The following is a 15,528-nucleotide window of genomic DNA, read 5'->3' as shown; positions in this document are numbered from 1 at the left end:
ACCGGGAAATTAATTCAAACAGGGCGTCCCAATGACTTCGCGCAAATACACCCCTTGGTGCATTTCCAGACGACTTTCAGTCTTAGCGTCACCCACTGTTGCAGCGATATCCCAGCGCATTTTGGTACACCAGGAGTTGCCTCGGAGGGCAACATCGTCATCCGTCAGCACACCGCCGGTATTACTTTTGCCCGTTCCCAGACACTGAGCATCTGCTGGGTCGGCGACATCAAGCTCAACTTGTTTTATTGGGTCTGTACTCAAGCAGGTTGGCGGAGCGACCACAGCAACCATGTCATCACTGCCATCACCATTGAAGTCGCTGCCAAACTCTGTATTCTCGTCTGGCAATGGAATTGCGAAATTAGCCGGGTTACTGACAAAAGATTCTATGGCGTTACTCGCCGCATTTTTTGATTCGATGTGATACTGCTGATTGCCGGCTATTTTAAAATTAATATTGCTGCCGCTAAGCATGCTGACAATAATAATGCTGAATATCCCCAGCATGACGAGAACTACGATCAATACCAAACCTGACTGTCGCTTTACACTTATCATTCTCTCGGCCCCGCAACATTAGGTATTAACACAACGGTCGACACTACTTGCCGTTTAAAACGGTCGTCGAAAGGCCCCACCCTGTCAGCACGGCCAAGATCAAAGGTGTCGTCAACTGGCTCTGCTAAAATCGGTTCTTCAGAGCGAATCAATAAATGTACGCGCACAGCTACGGTGTCCCGCCAGTTTTCCGTTGCCGTACCAGACCACTCCGCGGCCGGGCAGCCACTGGGTGCGACGGCGGCACCGGGGTCACTCACATAGCAATCGGGCCCACCATCGACATCTAAATCCAAGCCGTATTCGATATGTAGATCTTCAACTCCAGAGACCAGTGGAAGTATGCGCCGAACCCCACTGCTGTACTCAAGCATTTTAAGTGTGGGGCGACCATCACCACCATCGGCACAATCTTCACAATCGCTTATAAAATAGCTGCGAACGAGATAAGGACGAGCACGGGCTAGTGACGTGCAGCCCTTTGCCCGCAAGGTAAGCGCCGCTGGGTCTGTATTCAGTATATAAGGCAGAGCATCGAGCTCGCAGTTGGAAACCTGCAAGTAGGGCGTCGTATTTCCCGTCGCGATGCTGGCAACGTCCACCTCTGCAACGTCCACACGATAAATGTTCAGCATCGGCGAGTTCGCCACCGGACTATCTGCGCTGACACATGCCGGCATTGTCGCGCCGCTGACAACACCAGACACCGCCAGCGGCAGCGCAAGCGTACTCGGGTCAAAACCTAGGTCACTCGCATTGCCACTATTTACGCAGGGGTCAACGAGCTGGTAGTCGGCCACACCAACACCCGGATGATAAGTGCCGAGAAAACCCGCCAGTGCCAACTCTTCATTCAATGCATGCAAGGCATAACGCCCGCTCTCTGCTTGATCCGATACCAAAGATAGCTTAGTACGGGTCTGACTGACGGAGGCCACTAGGGAAATAATTCCCAATAGGATAAAGGCGCCCAATCCCAGAGCAATCATTAGCTCGACCAAGGAAAGGCCCCGTTGCTGCCGCCTAGACAGATTCACGTTAAATCTCCAATTCGCACGATTGCGGTAACAATTCTCCGCTGCTTTTCGTCACCGTATTGGTTCTTCCCACAGGTCAAGTTATCAGAGGGCGCAGAGGTTTCATTCAGGCCTTGCCAGGCGACACTCACGCGGTATTGACGCGTGGCGGCGTCTAGTTGCTGTATACAGCCACGGGCGCCAATCATCGCACCGATACTCTCGTCACTTTTATTTTGTTGGGCCGAGCCAATCAACGCGGCATTCCACTGCGAAAGATCTTCGTCTGCGGTCTCGCGCTGCTCGGCAGAACCTTGAGCACAAGCGGGCGGAGTGGAGGCACCATGCCCTAAGACCATACCTGTGGCACCTGCAGAATAACAAGTCACTACAAGCCGATTTGCATTAATTCGGCTCACCATATCCTGGAGTAAATTTAGCGCTTGCAAGCGCTGATAAGCTTCCACTTCCTGTTGGACAGAGCGTGCTATCAAACCCGCTCCGCCCATTAAGCCGACCAGAACAATAAGCAGGGCAACAAGAATCTCCACTAAGGTAAATCCGGCTTCCCGTTTTGGCATTAGCAGCCTCCCTTCCGGCTGCGCGGCCGGCCGCTGAGGCTTATATCCACACAGTAGGCGTTTGCGGTATTCCCGGACTCGGGCACTAGACTGAACTCTGCCGCGGCATTGCTTCGCCCTGAGCCGTTAAACTGCACCGTATTGACCGCGCTGGTAATGGTCAGGTTCGGCTGAGACGGTGCGACCTGTAGTACAGTTGCACCATCGAGCACCTGCCATCCCTTGTTCCAGTTATCGCCAATTCGACTGACACTAACCACCGCGTTGCGCTTAACCGCCTCACTGCGCGCCAGGTCAATGGTAGACCGCAAGGTGTCGGAGGCGCTACGAACGCGCTGGCGCTCAATAACGTCGTTGAACGACGGCGCCGCAATGGCGGTCACGATGGCCACTACCGCCAAGGTTACTAACAGTTCAAGTAACGTAAAGCCTCTAAACCTAGTTATTCCCAGCATCGCGTTGCCCCCGAGGCATAACCTTTTTCTCCCTTGTTGTTCAGGGTAAGCGTGCCACAATCATCACGACTTGCCTGCGCACCCTTTGGCGCAGCGCTAATAATATAACTAGGGGGGCTGGCTGTGTTGTCGGCTGTCACACTAACGGTATAGGAACTACTGATTTCAGAGGGCAGGGAAGCCCCCAGAGCAGTCAAATCCGCCGCATATGCACGGTTATCGAGATAATAGCGCTCTTGCATATTCGCAACTTCCATCGCGAAATTTTGCGCAGCGGACCGGTTCGTTCGTACTACGTACTCTTGATAAGAAGGCAGGGCAATGGCTGCCAAAATACCGATGATTGCAACAGTAATCATCAATTCAATCAGCGTAAAACCTGAAATGTATTTACCTCGCACTTAACCTCTTCTCCTGGACGTGAAAATGGCTACAGCCGACTGAGCGAATACACTACTAAGTTATTGTCAGGCAGAGGACGCGGCGACTTCCGCAGTCAGATTTCAAGGCGAAACGACTAATTAGCCAACCGTGCTATGCCAACACTTAGTTATAATTCTTTGACGGCAAGGAGGGAGAATACGCAGATTTAACGAGCATGTACAAAGCAATAATACAAATTCGCGGACTATTCGACATAAGAGAAAAACGCGTATAGACCGCAAAAAGCGACCGGCCTAATAACTATCGACGCCAACAATCGGCCAAGGACTTCTTTGAACCAGAGGGTTTATTTTTCAACGCCATCTCACCCGCATCATCCAAGGTGAAATCACCGCAGCTATCACCGACCATAACGCCGCTGCGCTTGGCGATCAGTGTGAACGTATTTGCCGTAGGCGTTCCGTCAGCAGAAATAGAATAATACGTTGAGCCATTTTCCGGTACTCGGACAGGAAAAACCGCGGGTAATTCGCTACCACCACCTGTCGTCGTGAAACGACCATTAGCAGAGTAATAACGCTCTAAGGCCTGCGCGCCAACCATCAAGGCATTTGTTGCTTCATTGCGCCGAGATTTGGCCACTTGCTCCTGGTAGCTTGGATAAGCAATCGAGGCGAGAATCGCCACGATTGCCACGGTGATCATCAGCTCTAGCAGGGTAAAACCTTTTTCCACGCTACCGTTATTCATTATTGCATTTGCCTCCAAGACTGGCGACCCACTATGCCACCATCGTCGCCTTTCTCCACAACAACGCCTACCGTACCACTGCTGCCCGAGGTGTATTTGTACTCAATTTCTCCCTTACTGACAATGCCTGGTGTCTTGATGATCTCATCGCTACCCCGTCCACTGATCGGCAGGTATTCACCGTTATAGAGAATGACATCCAATTCATCCACCATGCCATCACTGTTGGTGTCGAGCACCGGGTCTTTGTAGCGCCCACCAGTTTGAGCGTCGACCTCCATCAACCAACTTCTGCCACCGAAACCACAAACATCCTGAGTCGGGATTAACGTGGTAAAGATGATTCGACCATTGCGCAGGATGGGCTGCGACACGGAGCGCTCCCCTTCTTTTGCGTCATTGGGTGGCTGGAGCGGCAACCGCCAACCAGCCGCAGGCACACTGTCGGCGCCATTAGCGGTGACTAAACGAACCTGAAATTTGGTGTTGCCTCCTTCTTTCAGCGTACCAATCTCTTCGTAAATCACGTCTTGGGCTAACAGATCCCCCCTATTAACCACCTTGTCGTCATCATGAATGCCGTAAAATTCCTGTACTTGTGGCGACGGTCCGACGACTGAGTCATTGGTTTTGAAGAACTGCCCCGTACCGAAATATACGTAGTAGCCCCCATCATCGTGGTTACCCACAGTAGGCCGCATGGTAATCGGTTGGCGCTCTCCTCCATCATCAACAGCAACAAATAGGGGCGCGGGACTGTTTCCAGACTTGTATGCCACATGCCAGTCAGCCGCGTCACTACCCCGAACATCAAATTTCCAAAGATTGCCCTGCAGGTCGCCCGCATAGACAAAATCGGTAATCCGGTCACTATCTACATCGACCGGCACGGGTGTGGCTAGGCCATTATTAACACCAGAAACTTCGGTATCAATCGCACGAATCAGCTCCCCAGTCTCTAAGTCAACAATCATTAATTTAACGGTATCGCCTGATTCATAGCCATTACCGAATACCGCAATCCATTTGTTATCCGCATCCACTCTCGCCACGGTCGGCTCACTCATCGCCACACCTAGCTTGTGATCTGCATCCGCTGCCGTTGAGAACTCCCAGAGAAAATTCTGTGCGGTGATGGTGCTGGGGTTACTGACATCAATGGCAAACACAGAGCGCCCCCCCGCTCCCGTACTCGCCACCGCAACCGTCTTCCACGCGCCATTTAAATAGGCGTCGCTGACTCGCGGCGAGCCATCTACATAATATTGATGCTGGTAGTCTACGCTAGCTAGGTTTGGCAGGTTCGGGTAGACAGCCACTGGAATATAACCAAAGTACTCTTTCCCCGTCTGCGCATCGAAGCCGTGCAGCATGCCATCATTAGCACCCACCAGTAATATAGAGGGCCACGACTTTTTGGCCTTCATGAAGTCTTGGTAGCGATCCCCTTCACTACCACTAAGTACTTGGAACCCATAGTCGTCTTCATTGCCAACAAACGCTGGGTCAGAGTTAATGATGTCGCCCAACACGCCCGACCGACGACGAAAGGTAGTTCCCTCACCACTGCGATCCCCCCGTACCCAAGACAAAAGCCCCTTACCCAGCAGCTCAGAGGCACCGTTATTGAGCAGCGTGCGCTGGGCAAGATCCAAGCTTAGCCAGTTAGCCAAAGTAAAAGAAGTTGCTGTTGTGATAATGTCGCCGAGCCCACCAACACTGGTAAAGAGGTTCCTTGACGACTCAGCAGGGAAGCTGTCGCGATTACTGTCCCACTTAACATCACCTATCGAGCCATCGTCATTCAACTCGTAGGCGAGTAAGCGACCACTCCATTCCAAACTGTTAAAGCTGGCTTGGTAAACCAAACTTCCCGAATCTAAGCGCGTTGAGTTCGCCGCGACTGCTGAAGCAGACGACTTCCCCTCATTTACGATGGCCTGAAGGGCATCGGAAAGCTCCGTTGCAAAGTCCTCAGGGTTTGCAGCACTAAAAAAGCCGCCACGGCTGTTCACCGACGCGTGCAACAGATCATCTATTTTGTGGGCCTGCACCGATTCGGGGTCTGGCCAGTTAATGGTCGCGCCAGTTTCGATAGCAGAAAAAGCCGAATCTGGATTGATCGTCCCTGTGACGCCCAGCCCCACACCAAAGGTGACCATATGCTGCCAGAACGCCGGATTTCTTTTGTTCACAGAGACAACATTTTCTAAGTCACTGCGGAGATCATTCTTCCAATAGTACATCGCCACGTCTGCTAAGGTGTCGTCGCGCGAATCACTAAAGGGAGGAGTTGCTTTGTAGGTATAGCTCATACCCGCTGGAGATGAGTGGCTCGGATTGTCTTCCCCATCGTTGTTATCGCCGGGATCGCCTCCGACTTTCCCACCAGACCAGTATCCATCGGTCACCATCACCGTATAGTTTCGCCGGCATGCAGTTTGTTCTTTGCCATCATCAGTGCCCGGCGTACCTCCCCAGGGCCCCTTGTTGTCTCGGCGCTGATAATACTCGCCTGCAGCATCGAGGGATTTTCGCAGCGGGGTGCCTTTCGCGGGAATAGTCAAACCATACAGCTCGTCAAAAAAATCATCGCGATCGACGCCCTCAAAAGTTCGCACACCTCGACGAATCACCGCAGTTTCAACCCCATCAAGGTTTCGCTTACTTGAATTCAAGCTGCCAAAGCCCATTCTGATGTTTTTGCCTTGCTCGGCAAACGCAAAGCCCGAGCCAGCCCTCGCCGTGCCCACCCGAGAGCGGTAATAGGTATACCAATTTGCGAAGTTTTGGATCTCTTCTAAGTAAGTGCACGAGCCAGTGTTAGCGTTCAAACAGTCGTCACGGCTTTCTCGCCCGTGTCCAACGTAATCTAGACCAGGCCGGATCTCCACTTTTTCATAGTTGGCCCACTGCCACATATCGCCACTGCCCTTGTACCAAAAGTACGCGGCGGGCCAGAAGGTCTTCGTACTACTCGTCCTACTGCAACTACCCGACTTATCACAGCTTACCCAAGAGTTACCGTTGAAGTTGCTATTGTTGATCGTCAAGTTACGACAATTGGTAAGCGTTTGTAGGGTAAAGCTTTTCAGCGGGGCATGGGGTGCACAAAGAATGTTGGCATTGGGATAGCTGCTACCATCTGCTTTGATCCACGGCTCATACGTGGTCGAAGGATTGTAGTAAACAGTGTTCACCTGCGGCGAACGACTGCGCGCATTGTAGGGGTTGTTACTATCAACGGTAGGGACATAGTTGGAATAGTCCGAGCTTCCGTGGACACCGTTACTGCGCGGGAAGATATAGCGCGAACTTCCGCCAATAATCTCAGTGGGCATCAACTCAAATTGCATTGAACCCGAGTCGTCCAATATGTACAAAATATTGGGGCGCGCCTGCTGCGTAAGAAATAGTGGTATTTGGGCAATTTCACTATCGGGCGTAGAGCTGGTGCAACCCGCTTGTTGGCCCTCAACGGTAAATTGCGCCTTGCATTTCAGCGGATTGAGCTTATTGTTCTTTACCGTAAGCCGGTTCGCATTGTACGAATACGAATCTGCCCCACAGACGTGTGTCGGCTTTTTCAGTGTAAAACTGACCACACGGTTGATTCGATCGAGCTCGTCAAATGTGTAGGTTTGATTTGTTTTATTTTTGCCTAGAAACCCAGGAGTAGTGACTTGAATAGTGCATTCATCTGCCATTACTGAAGGAATGAACAAAACCAGCAAGGCGGCCACTAAGGCTAAAGCTTTGCACCCCACGAGCATGCTCGTTACACGCTGCCTACCAACCAAATTGGCCATAATTTTCACCTTGCTTAGCTCTCTACGCGTTTGTAGGTTGTTACCAACACCACCATACTGCGATCATTCAAGCCAAACCCCCTTGCGATGACTCTGTAATAACCTTTCAGAGTCACCTTCTTATCCGCGTCAAGCGGAGCATCTGGGTCATCGATCGCGCTGATCTGTTCAATTACATATTCTGGCTGCCGGCTAACATCCGGCACTGCATCGTTCATAACGATCCAGCCTGATGACTTTTCGTCCTGCCAGTCTGGGACATTACACTCTTGACGATCATCGTCCGGATCGGGACAAGAAAGATAAAGGCCGTCTTTGCCAATAAAACCTGCCGCAGAAATCGCCCCCAGTGAATCCTCAGCCTCTCTAATCGCCGCCTCGGCCGCCTGGAAGGCGATATTTACATCTTTGCTATTCCCCGCCATCCGCTCCTGCAAAGTGGCGTTACTCATCGCCGCCACACCTACAATGGTGAGAATTAGCATAAAGACCAGGGCAACAATTAATACCGCTCCGCGCTGGCTGTTTTCTAATTGACTCATCATGGCAACCTATTACGTAGAGCAAACACCGAGGTAAAAACCTGGCGCATGCGGCCATCTCCGTTGGCAATGGTGTTTCCGTCCCGGTCCGTTACAGTTTGGGCATCGGCATCACCATCTTCGCCAACAATATTTTCGTCATTACCGACTAGCGTTAACTCCACTCGCACACTTACTACATCCAGCCAGTCGGCAACGGCATCGGCGGCTTTGTACTCATCGACGGCGCGGTCACCTGAAGTATCAAGGCCATAGCTCAACTGAAGGTTCTCTATTCCCTCCACCAGCTCTATCGCAGGCTCCTCCGCACCTCCAGATGAAAGCCCCCTATGCTGACTATAGAGCGCATAAACTGGCGAGCCACCGGCCGTCTTCCGCCCAGTATCCCGAACAAAAAAGTGTGTTGTTTCAAATCCGAAAATTTCAGCATCGCCACTATAAATTTTGCTCAAGCGATTGTTGCTGTTATTCGATGAAGCATGAGCCAATGTTGTCTTGCCCTTGCCTTCGCCCTTTGGCGAGTTCGTCACGCGAAAAATATCTGCCGTCGAACAGTCAGCTATTAGCACATAATCATTTTGCTTAATATCAATGCTGTTATTTTCGATCTGCACGTTTGCATTGTTCGGCGACAGGTTGCCGGTAATCTTTATGGTTTCATCAGAGCCGCGCTTGATCCGTATCACGTCAGTGCCCGGTACGGCGTCTCTTTCATGCCCCGCGGCAACATTGTCTTGACCCACAACCGGGATAAAATCAACATCACTCGCGGGCTTAGCAATAACATTCGGCTCAATATTGCCCACCGAGCTGCACCCCATATATCCCGCCATGCGAATTTCCTTCCCCAAGAACGCCATCGCAAAACGCGCATTTTCCTGGATCATCGACAGCGAGTCCTGCATCCGATTACTGGTCCGTGTAGCCACAAATACCTGTATTACAGCCGCACTTAGCGCTAGGCCCAAAGTAATTGCGATCATCAGCTCAACGAGCCCAAATCCTGTTTGGCGACGTCTCAACTCACAACTCCGTTACGAACTCAAAAACTTGCGCGTTATCAGCGCTCTTTTCACGGGTTTTGCTCACCCGGCTTTCAGACCAGCTCACTGAAATCACGAAACGGTTGCCGTCGCGGACAATTTCCCCGTCCCCGGCCGGCATCCGGCGGGAGAGCTCGGCCAGCCAGTCGCGCAAATCTACCTGCGCCGTGGTATCACCCGAGGGCGCCTCGTCATCCACGGCGATATCGTAGCTTCCCCCTAGCGCCTGACCGCGGTTAGCGCGCAACCTGTCGGCAATATCATTGGCGAGGAAGACCGCTGACGAACGAAACTTGGCAGTTTGGTTAAATTTCAAAGAGTTAATTTGCATTGACGCGGCACCCATTACCCCTGTCGCAGTAACAAGGATCGCAACAAGGACTTCTATCAGCGTGGTACCGCGCTGTGTGTTTTTCAAAGCATTCATTTGCAGCCCCCTTCAGCGAGAGAAAGCTGACCGCTAGCGCTGATGTTGATATCTCTTGAATGAGCACAGCCTTCCTTTTCTAGCTCATACGCCATCGCAATGGACTCGGGATCATTTAAAAAGCCCTGGCGGTTAAAACTGAACTCGGTCAACACGGTGCCACTTCTCTTTACTACTAACGACGCCCCTTCGGAAAGAGGTGGTACCAGCTTGACCGTCTCACCCTTATCCACCTTGCCGTCGCTATTTCTATCAACCCAGACACGCCAACCTTGGCTCCAATCTTCAGCCGTCGCAGTAATCAAGACATCTTCTGCACGGCTCACAGCTTCGGCCCGGGCCGTGGCGCTAGACCGAACTAAGTTCTGCATATCAGCACGCACCCGAGAGTCAACGATAAAATTGCTGAAGCTGGGAACCGCCACAGAAGCCAGAATGGCGACTACCGAAATAGTTACCATCAGCTCTATGAGAGTGAAGCCCTTTTCTGACAGAGTAAACATGGATGTCTCACACTTTGCACGAATATTGTTTCTATGCAAATTACGCCGACTAGGTCTCAAAATTAATACGCAAATGCCGCTACATCGTGTCGTAATATTCGGACAATCCGGTTGATTAATAGGCACTTCTCCACTATAGATATAGCATCAGAATGGAAAGGATTCCACGATGAACGACCAGGGGAAGACGCTGATAGAACTGTTGGTGGCGATCAGCATTGCCGTGCTGATGAGTGCGGGCGCAATCCCGTCATTTCAACGCTTAAAGCAGAAACAGCAGCTAGTCGCAGCCACCAACACGCTTTACGCCGCCGCGCTGTTTGCCCGCCAGCAAGCCGCCTACTTCAATGAGACTGTCAGCATACGCAACATGGGAGACTCGTGGGAAACCGGCGCTATCATATTCACCGACCATAACCACAACGGCAAACATGACCCCGATGAAGAAGTATTGCGGAAGATTCCGAGACTGAAGGGAGTCAGTGCCTCGGGGAACCGGCACGTTCAACACTATTTGAGCTACCGCTCAGATGGTAGTGCCCACCTAAAAAGCAATGCCTTTCAAGTGGGTACACTCACTCTCTGCCCAATAACCGGCGGAGAAGGCCGTAAACTCATTTTAAGCATCGGCGGGCGCCTGCGCCGAGAGACGGCAGCGAGCACAGACTGCCAGCCTCGCGCTGATTAATGCGACGCCCCGTCAACCCAGCGCAGTTCGCGAGGCAGGGAAAAAGTAATATTTTCTGCGCGCCCCTCAAGCTCCTCAGGGGCTGACGCGCCCAGCTCACAGAGCCTGTCGATCACGGCTTTCACCAGTATTTCCGGCGCCGAGGCCCCGGCCGTAATGCCGATTCGCAAGCCCTCTTTGAGCCACTGGGGCTGTATGTCTTTCTCATTGTCGATCAGCTGTGCCTGACAGCCAAAGCGCTCGGCTAATTCGCGTAAGCGATTCGAATTAGAGCTGTTCGGTGACCCCACAACAAGCACTAGGTCGGCTTGCTGGGCGAGTGTTTTCACCGCATCCTGTCGGTTTTGAGTGGCGTAGCAAATGTCATCTTTGCGCGGCCCCTCTATAGCAGGGAAGCGCTGCCGCAGCGCATCGATGACCGCCGCCGTATCGTCCATGGATAGCGTCGTTTGCGTGACAAATGACAATTTTTCCGGCTGTTTAACCTCGAGCTTGAGCGCTTGCTCAACATCCTCAACAAGGTAGATATTTCCGCCTTGGCTAACGTCGTATTGCCCCATCGTTCCTTCAACTTCCGGGTGGCCCTTGTGGCCGATCAGTACACATTCGCGCCCGGCGTTGCTGTAGTTGACCACTTCCATATGAACCTTGGTCACCAGCGGACACGTCGCATCAAATACCTTTAAGCCCCGGCGCGCCGCCTCGTTCCTAACCGCTTTGGAAACACCATGAGCGCTGAAAATCACGATTTTGTCGTCGGGCACTTCATCGAGCTCATCGACAAATATGGCACCTCGCTGCCGCAGGTTCTCAACAACGAACTTGTTGTGAACAACTTCGTGGCGCACGTAGATTGGTGAGCCAAACACATCCAAGGCGCGATTCACGATCTCGATAGCGCGATCCACACCAGCACAGAACCCACGGGGGTTAGCGAGAACAATTTTCATAGTTTACTCCGCGCCGGCCTCTTCATCGTCAGCATGGACCTGCACGTCGAGAATCTCAACGCGGAAACCGAGCCGCTGTCCCGCCAGGGGGTGATTAAAGTCAATCTCGACCTGCTCACCATCAATCGCGCTTACTACGCCGGGGAGCTCGGTATTCGCTGCGTCAGCAAAATTGAGCACCAGGCCTTCACTGAGTTCAATATCAGCAAACTGGCTGCGTGGCATACGCTGAATATTTGCAGGGTTGCGCTGGCCGAATGCATCTTCGGGGGCAAGTGTCAGCGTCGCTTGCTGACCTGCCGTTAACCCCTGCAGCTTCGCCTCCACACCGGGGAGCAAATTACCGTCACCGAATACGAAACTCGCCGGGCTGCGCTCGAAGGTGGAGTCCACCTCGCTACCATCCTCCATCAGCAGAGCAAAATGCAGGGTGACGGCGGTTCCCGGACCAATCGCAATAGTCATAATCGCTTCTCTGTTAGCGCTATGCCGACCTTACTGGTCGCCGGCATCTGAATGATTAAAAGTGTCGATGATTAACAGCACGGCACCCACCGATATCGCCGCATCGGCAATATTGAACGTGGGGAAATACGCGTTACCCCAGTGCACCGAAATAAAATCAATAACATGGCCGAGGCGAACCCTGTCCCACAGGTTTCCCAGCGCCCCCCCCAGCACTAAAGCCAGTGCCATCGACAACAGCCACTGCTCTCGGCCCAGCTTCATTAGCCACACAAGTAAGTAAACGCTTACCGCGGCGGAGATAACGGTAAAAAACCAACGCTGCCATCCCCCGGCATCGCTCAAAAAGCTAAAAGCGGCCCCAGGGTTGTAGTGCAGCGTAATATCCAGCACCGGCAAAATGGGGTTTGGCTGCCCATAAACCAAACTGGCGTCGGCCCAAACCTTGGTAATTTGATCGACTAAAACAATAACGGCGGCAAATATCACCCACAGTAATCGCCCCCGCCGCTGCTGCGCAGCGCCGCTATTAGGCATAGTGGCGAACCTCACCATCACCATCGACGTTATCTATACAGCGGAAACACAGTTCTGGATGCGTCGTTGATTGACCAACGTCTTCGCGATAGTGCCAACAGCGCGTACATTTCATGCCTTCACTGGCGCCAACGCGTACCTGTAAGCCCTCCAGCTCTGTCGTCTCAGCTTCATTCGCCGCGGAAATCGGTGCGAGCATGGCAGATGAGGTGATCAACACAAAACGCAGCTCATCACCCAGCGCAGACAGCGTCTCGATCAATTCATCATCACAAAACAGCGTCACTTCAGCCTGCAGGGAGCCGCCCACAATGCCCTCGTTACGGGCGTTTTCCAGCACTTTATTAACCGCCGTTTTCACGCTCTGCACACGCTGCCAAAAGGCGTCGCCCATCTCGTCATCGTCCGAGAGTTTTTGCAGGCCCTGGTACCATTCAGCGGCAAATACCGGCCCTTGATGCTCGCCGGGCAGAACCTGCCACAACTCGTCGGCGGTAAAGCTGAGAATCGGCGCGATCCAGCGCGTTAGCGCCTCGGCAATGTGGTACAGAGCCGTTTGCGCCGAACGCCGCGACTGGCTGTTTTCCGGAGTGGTGTACTGGCGGTCTTTGATAATATCCAAATAAAAGCCGCCCAGCTCCAGCACACAGAAGTTGTGCAACTTCTGGTATACCACGTGGAATTGATAAGCATCGTAGGCCGCCAGCAGTTCATCTTGCAAAACCGCAGCGCGATGGACGATCCACTTATCCAGTGCGAGCATTTCGTCGCTGGCCAGCGCATGCTCACTCGGCTCAAAACCTGCCATATTGGCAAGCAGGAAGCGCGCGGTATTGCGGATACGGCGGTAGGAGTCGGCGGTGCGTTTAAATATCTCATCCGATACCGTCATCTCATTGCGGTAGTCGGTCGCCGCCACCCAAAGACGGAGAATATCTGCGCCCAGCTTATTCATCACTTCTTGTGGCGCCACCACATTGCCCAGGGACTTGGACATTTTTCTACCGTTGGCATCCACCGTGAAGCCGTGTGTCAGCACTGACTTATAAGGCGCGCAGCCCTGCGCCGCCACCGAAGTGAGCATCGAGGACTGGAACCAGCCGCGGTGCTGGTCGGAGCCTTCAAGGTACAAATCTGCGGGGAAGGCCAGCTCCTCACGCTGCGCCAATACGGCGTAGTGCGTGACACCGGAGTCAAACCATACATCGAGGGTATCCGCGACCTTGTCGTAGCTTTGCGCCTCGTCTCCCAGCAGCTCGGCAGCGTCCAGGTCAAACCAGGCCTGAATGCCGCCCTGCTCCACCCGCTCAGCAATCTGCTCTATCAGTGCCGGCGTTCGCGGATGCAGTTCAGCGCTTTCTTTATGAACAAACAGGGCAATTGGCGCGCCCCAGGTACGCTGGCGCGAGATACACCAGTCGGGCCGCTCACCCATCATCGACTCAATACGCGCCCGGCCCCAGCCTGGCATCCAGTTCACCGCATCCACTTCGGCCATGGCTTTGTCGAGCAGACCGCCCTGCTTCATGCTGATAAACCACTGCGGAGTCGCGCGAAAAATGATTGGCGATTTATGCCGCCAACAATGCGGATAGCTGTGCTCGTAGGACTCGTTGTGCAACAAACTACCGCGCTCTTGCAGTGCCGCGATCACCTGCTCATTAGCTTTAAACACATGCTGACCGGCAAATAACTCCGTGCCTTCAATGTAGGTACCATTGGCCGCAACAGGGTTGTACACATCCAAACCATATTTCTGGCCGACAACAAAGTCATCCTGGCCGTGGGCTGGCGCGGTGTGCACTGCGCCGGTACCCGCATCAGTGGTGACGTGCTCACCCAAAATCACCGGGACTTGGCGTGCATACAAGGGGTGCTGAAGAGCGAGGTTCTCCAGCGCCGCCCCTTTACACTGGCCGACCACCGCGTAATCGGTAATACCGGCACGCTTCGTGACGGACTCCTGCAGGGCCTCAGCAACAAGCAGTAACTCTGCTTTGCCGTCTCGTTGATAGGACAACCAAACGTAGTCCAGCTCGGCATGCAGGCACACAGCCATATTCGCCGGTATCGTCCACGGCGTTGTGGTCCAGATTACCAGGTTCATTGCGCCGTCAACGCTATCGGCAAGCCCGCAGCGCTGGCGAGCATCCGCGGCATCCATCACCGGAAACAGCACATCAATCGCCGGCGATGTCTTGTCTTTGTACTCCACCTCGGCTTCGGCCAGCGCCGAGCCGCAATCCATACACCAATGCACGGGCTTGAAGCCCTTGTGCAGGTGGCCGTTTTCAACAATTTTGCCCAGGGCGCGAATGATATTGGCTTCAAAGTCGAAGCTCATTGTCAGGTAGGGGTTTTCCCAGTCACCCAGCACACCTAGGCGCTTAAACCCTTCTCGCTGGCCGTCGACCTGCTTGTAGGCATAGTCACGGCACTTCTGCCGGAAGGTAGCAGCGTCAACCTTGCGCCCGACCTTACCCACTTTTTTCTCGACATTGAGCTCGATCGGCAAGCCGTGACAGTCCCAGCCCGGCACATAGGGGGCATCGAAGCCGCTTAACGTACGAGACTTAACGATCATATCTTTCAGGATTTTATTGACCGCATGGCCGATATGGATATCGCCATTGGCATACGGAGGGCCGTCGTGCAGGACAAACTTTTCCCGCCCGGCGCGCGCACGGCGAATCTGGCCATAGTAGTCCTCGTCGTACCAGCGCTTTAACGCCTGCGGCTCACGATTCGCCAAATTTGCCTTCATGGCAAAATCCGTTTTTGGCAGGTTCAGGGTGTGCTTGTAATCACTCATAAAAG

Annotated in this window: 16 protein-coding genes and 1 pseudogene; 1 reads left to right on the top strand and 16 read right to left on the bottom strand. The window is 53.1% G+C overall.

Translation table 11 applies throughout. The annotated features are described in order from the left end of the window. Positions 1 to 9: 9 nt before the first annotated feature. The 12 genes and pseudogenes from H573_RS0110340 to H573_RS0110290 all read right to left on the bottom strand — a co-directional run bounded on the left by H573_RS0110340 (position 10) and on the right by H573_RS0110290 (position 10,071). Positions 10 to 561: a hypothetical protein gene (locus H573_RS0110340; RefSeq protein ID WP_027874209.1), complete on the bottom strand. Its 552-nt coding sequence runs from the start codon at positions 559 to 561 to the stop codon at positions 10 to 12. Next, positions 558 to 1,598 (bottom strand): PilW family protein, encoded by a 1,041-nt coding sequence (locus H573_RS0110335; RefSeq protein WP_027874208.1) that lies wholly within the window; start codon positions 1,596 to 1,598, stop codon positions 558 to 560. Before H573_RS0110335 ends, H573_RS0110340 begins: the two co-directional genes overlap by 4 nt. Next, positions 1,595 to 2,158: a type IV pilus modification protein PilV gene (gene pilV, locus H573_RS0110330; protein ID WP_036256501.1), complete on the bottom strand. Its 564-nt coding sequence runs from the start codon at positions 2,156 to 2,158 to the stop codon at positions 1,595 to 1,597. The genes H573_RS0110335 and pilV (H573_RS0110330) overlap by 4 nt, the downstream gene beginning before the upstream one ends. Next, a complete protein-coding gene (locus tag H573_RS0110325) occupies positions 2,158 to 2,613 on the bottom strand; it encodes a GspH/FimT family pseudopilin (RefSeq protein WP_027874206.1) in 456 nt (151 codons plus the stop codon). The genes pilV (H573_RS0110330) and H573_RS0110325 overlap by 1 nt, the downstream gene beginning before the upstream one ends. After that, on the bottom strand, positions 2,601 to 3,014 hold the full coding sequence (locus tag H573_RS0110320) for a type IV pilin protein (RefSeq protein ID WP_027874205.1): 414 nt from the start codon (positions 3,012 to 3,014) through the stop codon (positions 2,601 to 2,603). The genes H573_RS0110325 and H573_RS0110320 overlap by 13 nt, the downstream gene beginning before the upstream one ends. Before the next feature lie 283 nt (positions 3,015 to 3,297). Beyond that, positions 3,298 to 3,747, bottom strand: coding sequence for a type IV pilin protein (locus tag H573_RS0110315; protein WP_036256498.1), 450 nt, complete (start codon positions 3,745 to 3,747; stop codon positions 3,298 to 3,300). Further along, entirely contained in the window at positions 3,747 to 7,556 is a 3,810-nt protein-coding gene (locus tag H573_RS17805; protein WP_154653871.1) for a pilus assembly protein, read from the bottom strand. Before H573_RS17805 ends, H573_RS0110315 begins: the two co-directional genes overlap by 1 nt. 14 nt (positions 7,557 to 7,570) lie before the next feature. Continuing rightward, entirely contained in the window at positions 7,571 to 8,098 is a 528-nt protein-coding gene (locus tag H573_RS0110305) for a pilus assembly PilX family protein (RefSeq protein ID WP_027874203.1), read from the bottom strand. Beyond that, the gene (locus tag H573_RS0110300; protein ID WP_234701863.1) at positions 8,098 to 8,985 is read right to left on the bottom strand and encodes a PilW family protein; all 888 of its coding nucleotides are present in this window, start codon (positions 8,983 to 8,985) and stop codon (positions 8,098 to 8,100) included. Before H573_RS0110300 ends, H573_RS0110305 begins: the two co-directional genes overlap by 1 nt. 66 nt (positions 8,986 to 9,051) lie before the next feature. Beyond that, positions 9,052 to 9,120: pseudogene (locus H573_RS19885) on the bottom strand (prepilin-type N-terminal cleavage/methylation domain-containing protein); the annotation flags it as partial. A gap of 1 nt (position 9,121) precedes the next feature. After that, positions 9,122 to 9,568, bottom strand: coding sequence for a type IV pilus modification protein PilV (gene pilV, locus H573_RS0110295; protein WP_036256496.1), 447 nt, complete (start codon positions 9,566 to 9,568; stop codon positions 9,122 to 9,124). Further along, positions 9,565 to 10,071, bottom strand: a complete 507-nt coding sequence (locus H573_RS0110290; RefSeq protein WP_027874200.1) for a GspH/FimT family pseudopilin — start codon at positions 10,069 to 10,071, stop codon at positions 9,565 to 9,567. The genes pilV (H573_RS0110295) and H573_RS0110290 overlap by 4 nt, the downstream gene beginning before the upstream one ends. Before the next feature lie 169 nt (positions 10,072 to 10,240). Between H573_RS0110290 and H573_RS0110285 the strand changes: the two genes are divergently transcribed. Then, positions 10,241 to 10,759, top strand: a complete 519-nt coding sequence (locus tag H573_RS0110285; protein ID WP_027874199.1) for a GspH/FimT family pseudopilin — start codon at positions 10,241 to 10,243, stop codon at positions 10,757 to 10,759. Here the strand turns inward: H573_RS0110285 and ispH are convergent. From ispH to ileS, 4 genes are read right to left on the bottom strand one after another with little or no spacing between them, the layout of a single operon-like run. Then, on the bottom strand, positions 10,756 to 11,709 hold the full coding sequence (ispH, locus tag H573_RS0110280; protein WP_027874198.1) for a 4-hydroxy-3-methylbut-2-enyl diphosphate reductase: 954 nt from the start codon (positions 11,707 to 11,709) through the stop codon (positions 10,756 to 10,758). The genes H573_RS0110285 and ispH overlap by 4 nt on opposite strands. A 3-nt stretch (positions 11,710 to 11,712) precedes the next feature. Further along, positions 11,713 to 12,174: an FKBP-type peptidyl-prolyl cis-trans isomerase gene (locus H573_RS17800; protein ID WP_051171194.1), complete on the bottom strand. Its 462-nt coding sequence runs from the start codon at positions 12,172 to 12,174 to the stop codon at positions 11,713 to 11,715. A 30-nt stretch (positions 12,175 to 12,204) separates the two neighbouring features. After that, positions 12,205 to 12,711, bottom strand: coding sequence for a signal peptidase II (lspA, locus tag H573_RS0110270; protein WP_027874197.1), 507 nt, complete (start codon positions 12,709 to 12,711; stop codon positions 12,205 to 12,207). Further along, positions 12,704 to 15,523 (bottom strand): isoleucine--tRNA ligase, encoded by a 2,820-nt coding sequence (gene ileS / locus H573_RS0110265; RefSeq protein WP_027874196.1) that lies wholly within the window; start codon positions 15,521 to 15,523, stop codon positions 12,704 to 12,706. The genes lspA and ileS overlap by 8 nt, the downstream gene beginning before the upstream one ends. Positions 15,524 to 15,528: the final 5 nt, after the last annotated feature.

Origin of the sequence: Neomelitea salexigens DSM 19753 (assembly GCF_000422345.1) — a bacterium.
Classification (GTDB): domain Bacteria; phylum Pseudomonadota; class Gammaproteobacteria; order Pseudomonadales; family Spongiibacteraceae; genus Spongiibacter; species Spongiibacter marinus_A.
The sequence above is the reverse complement of the archived record's forward strand: the minus strand, read 5'-3'. Positions and strand labels throughout refer to the sequence as shown.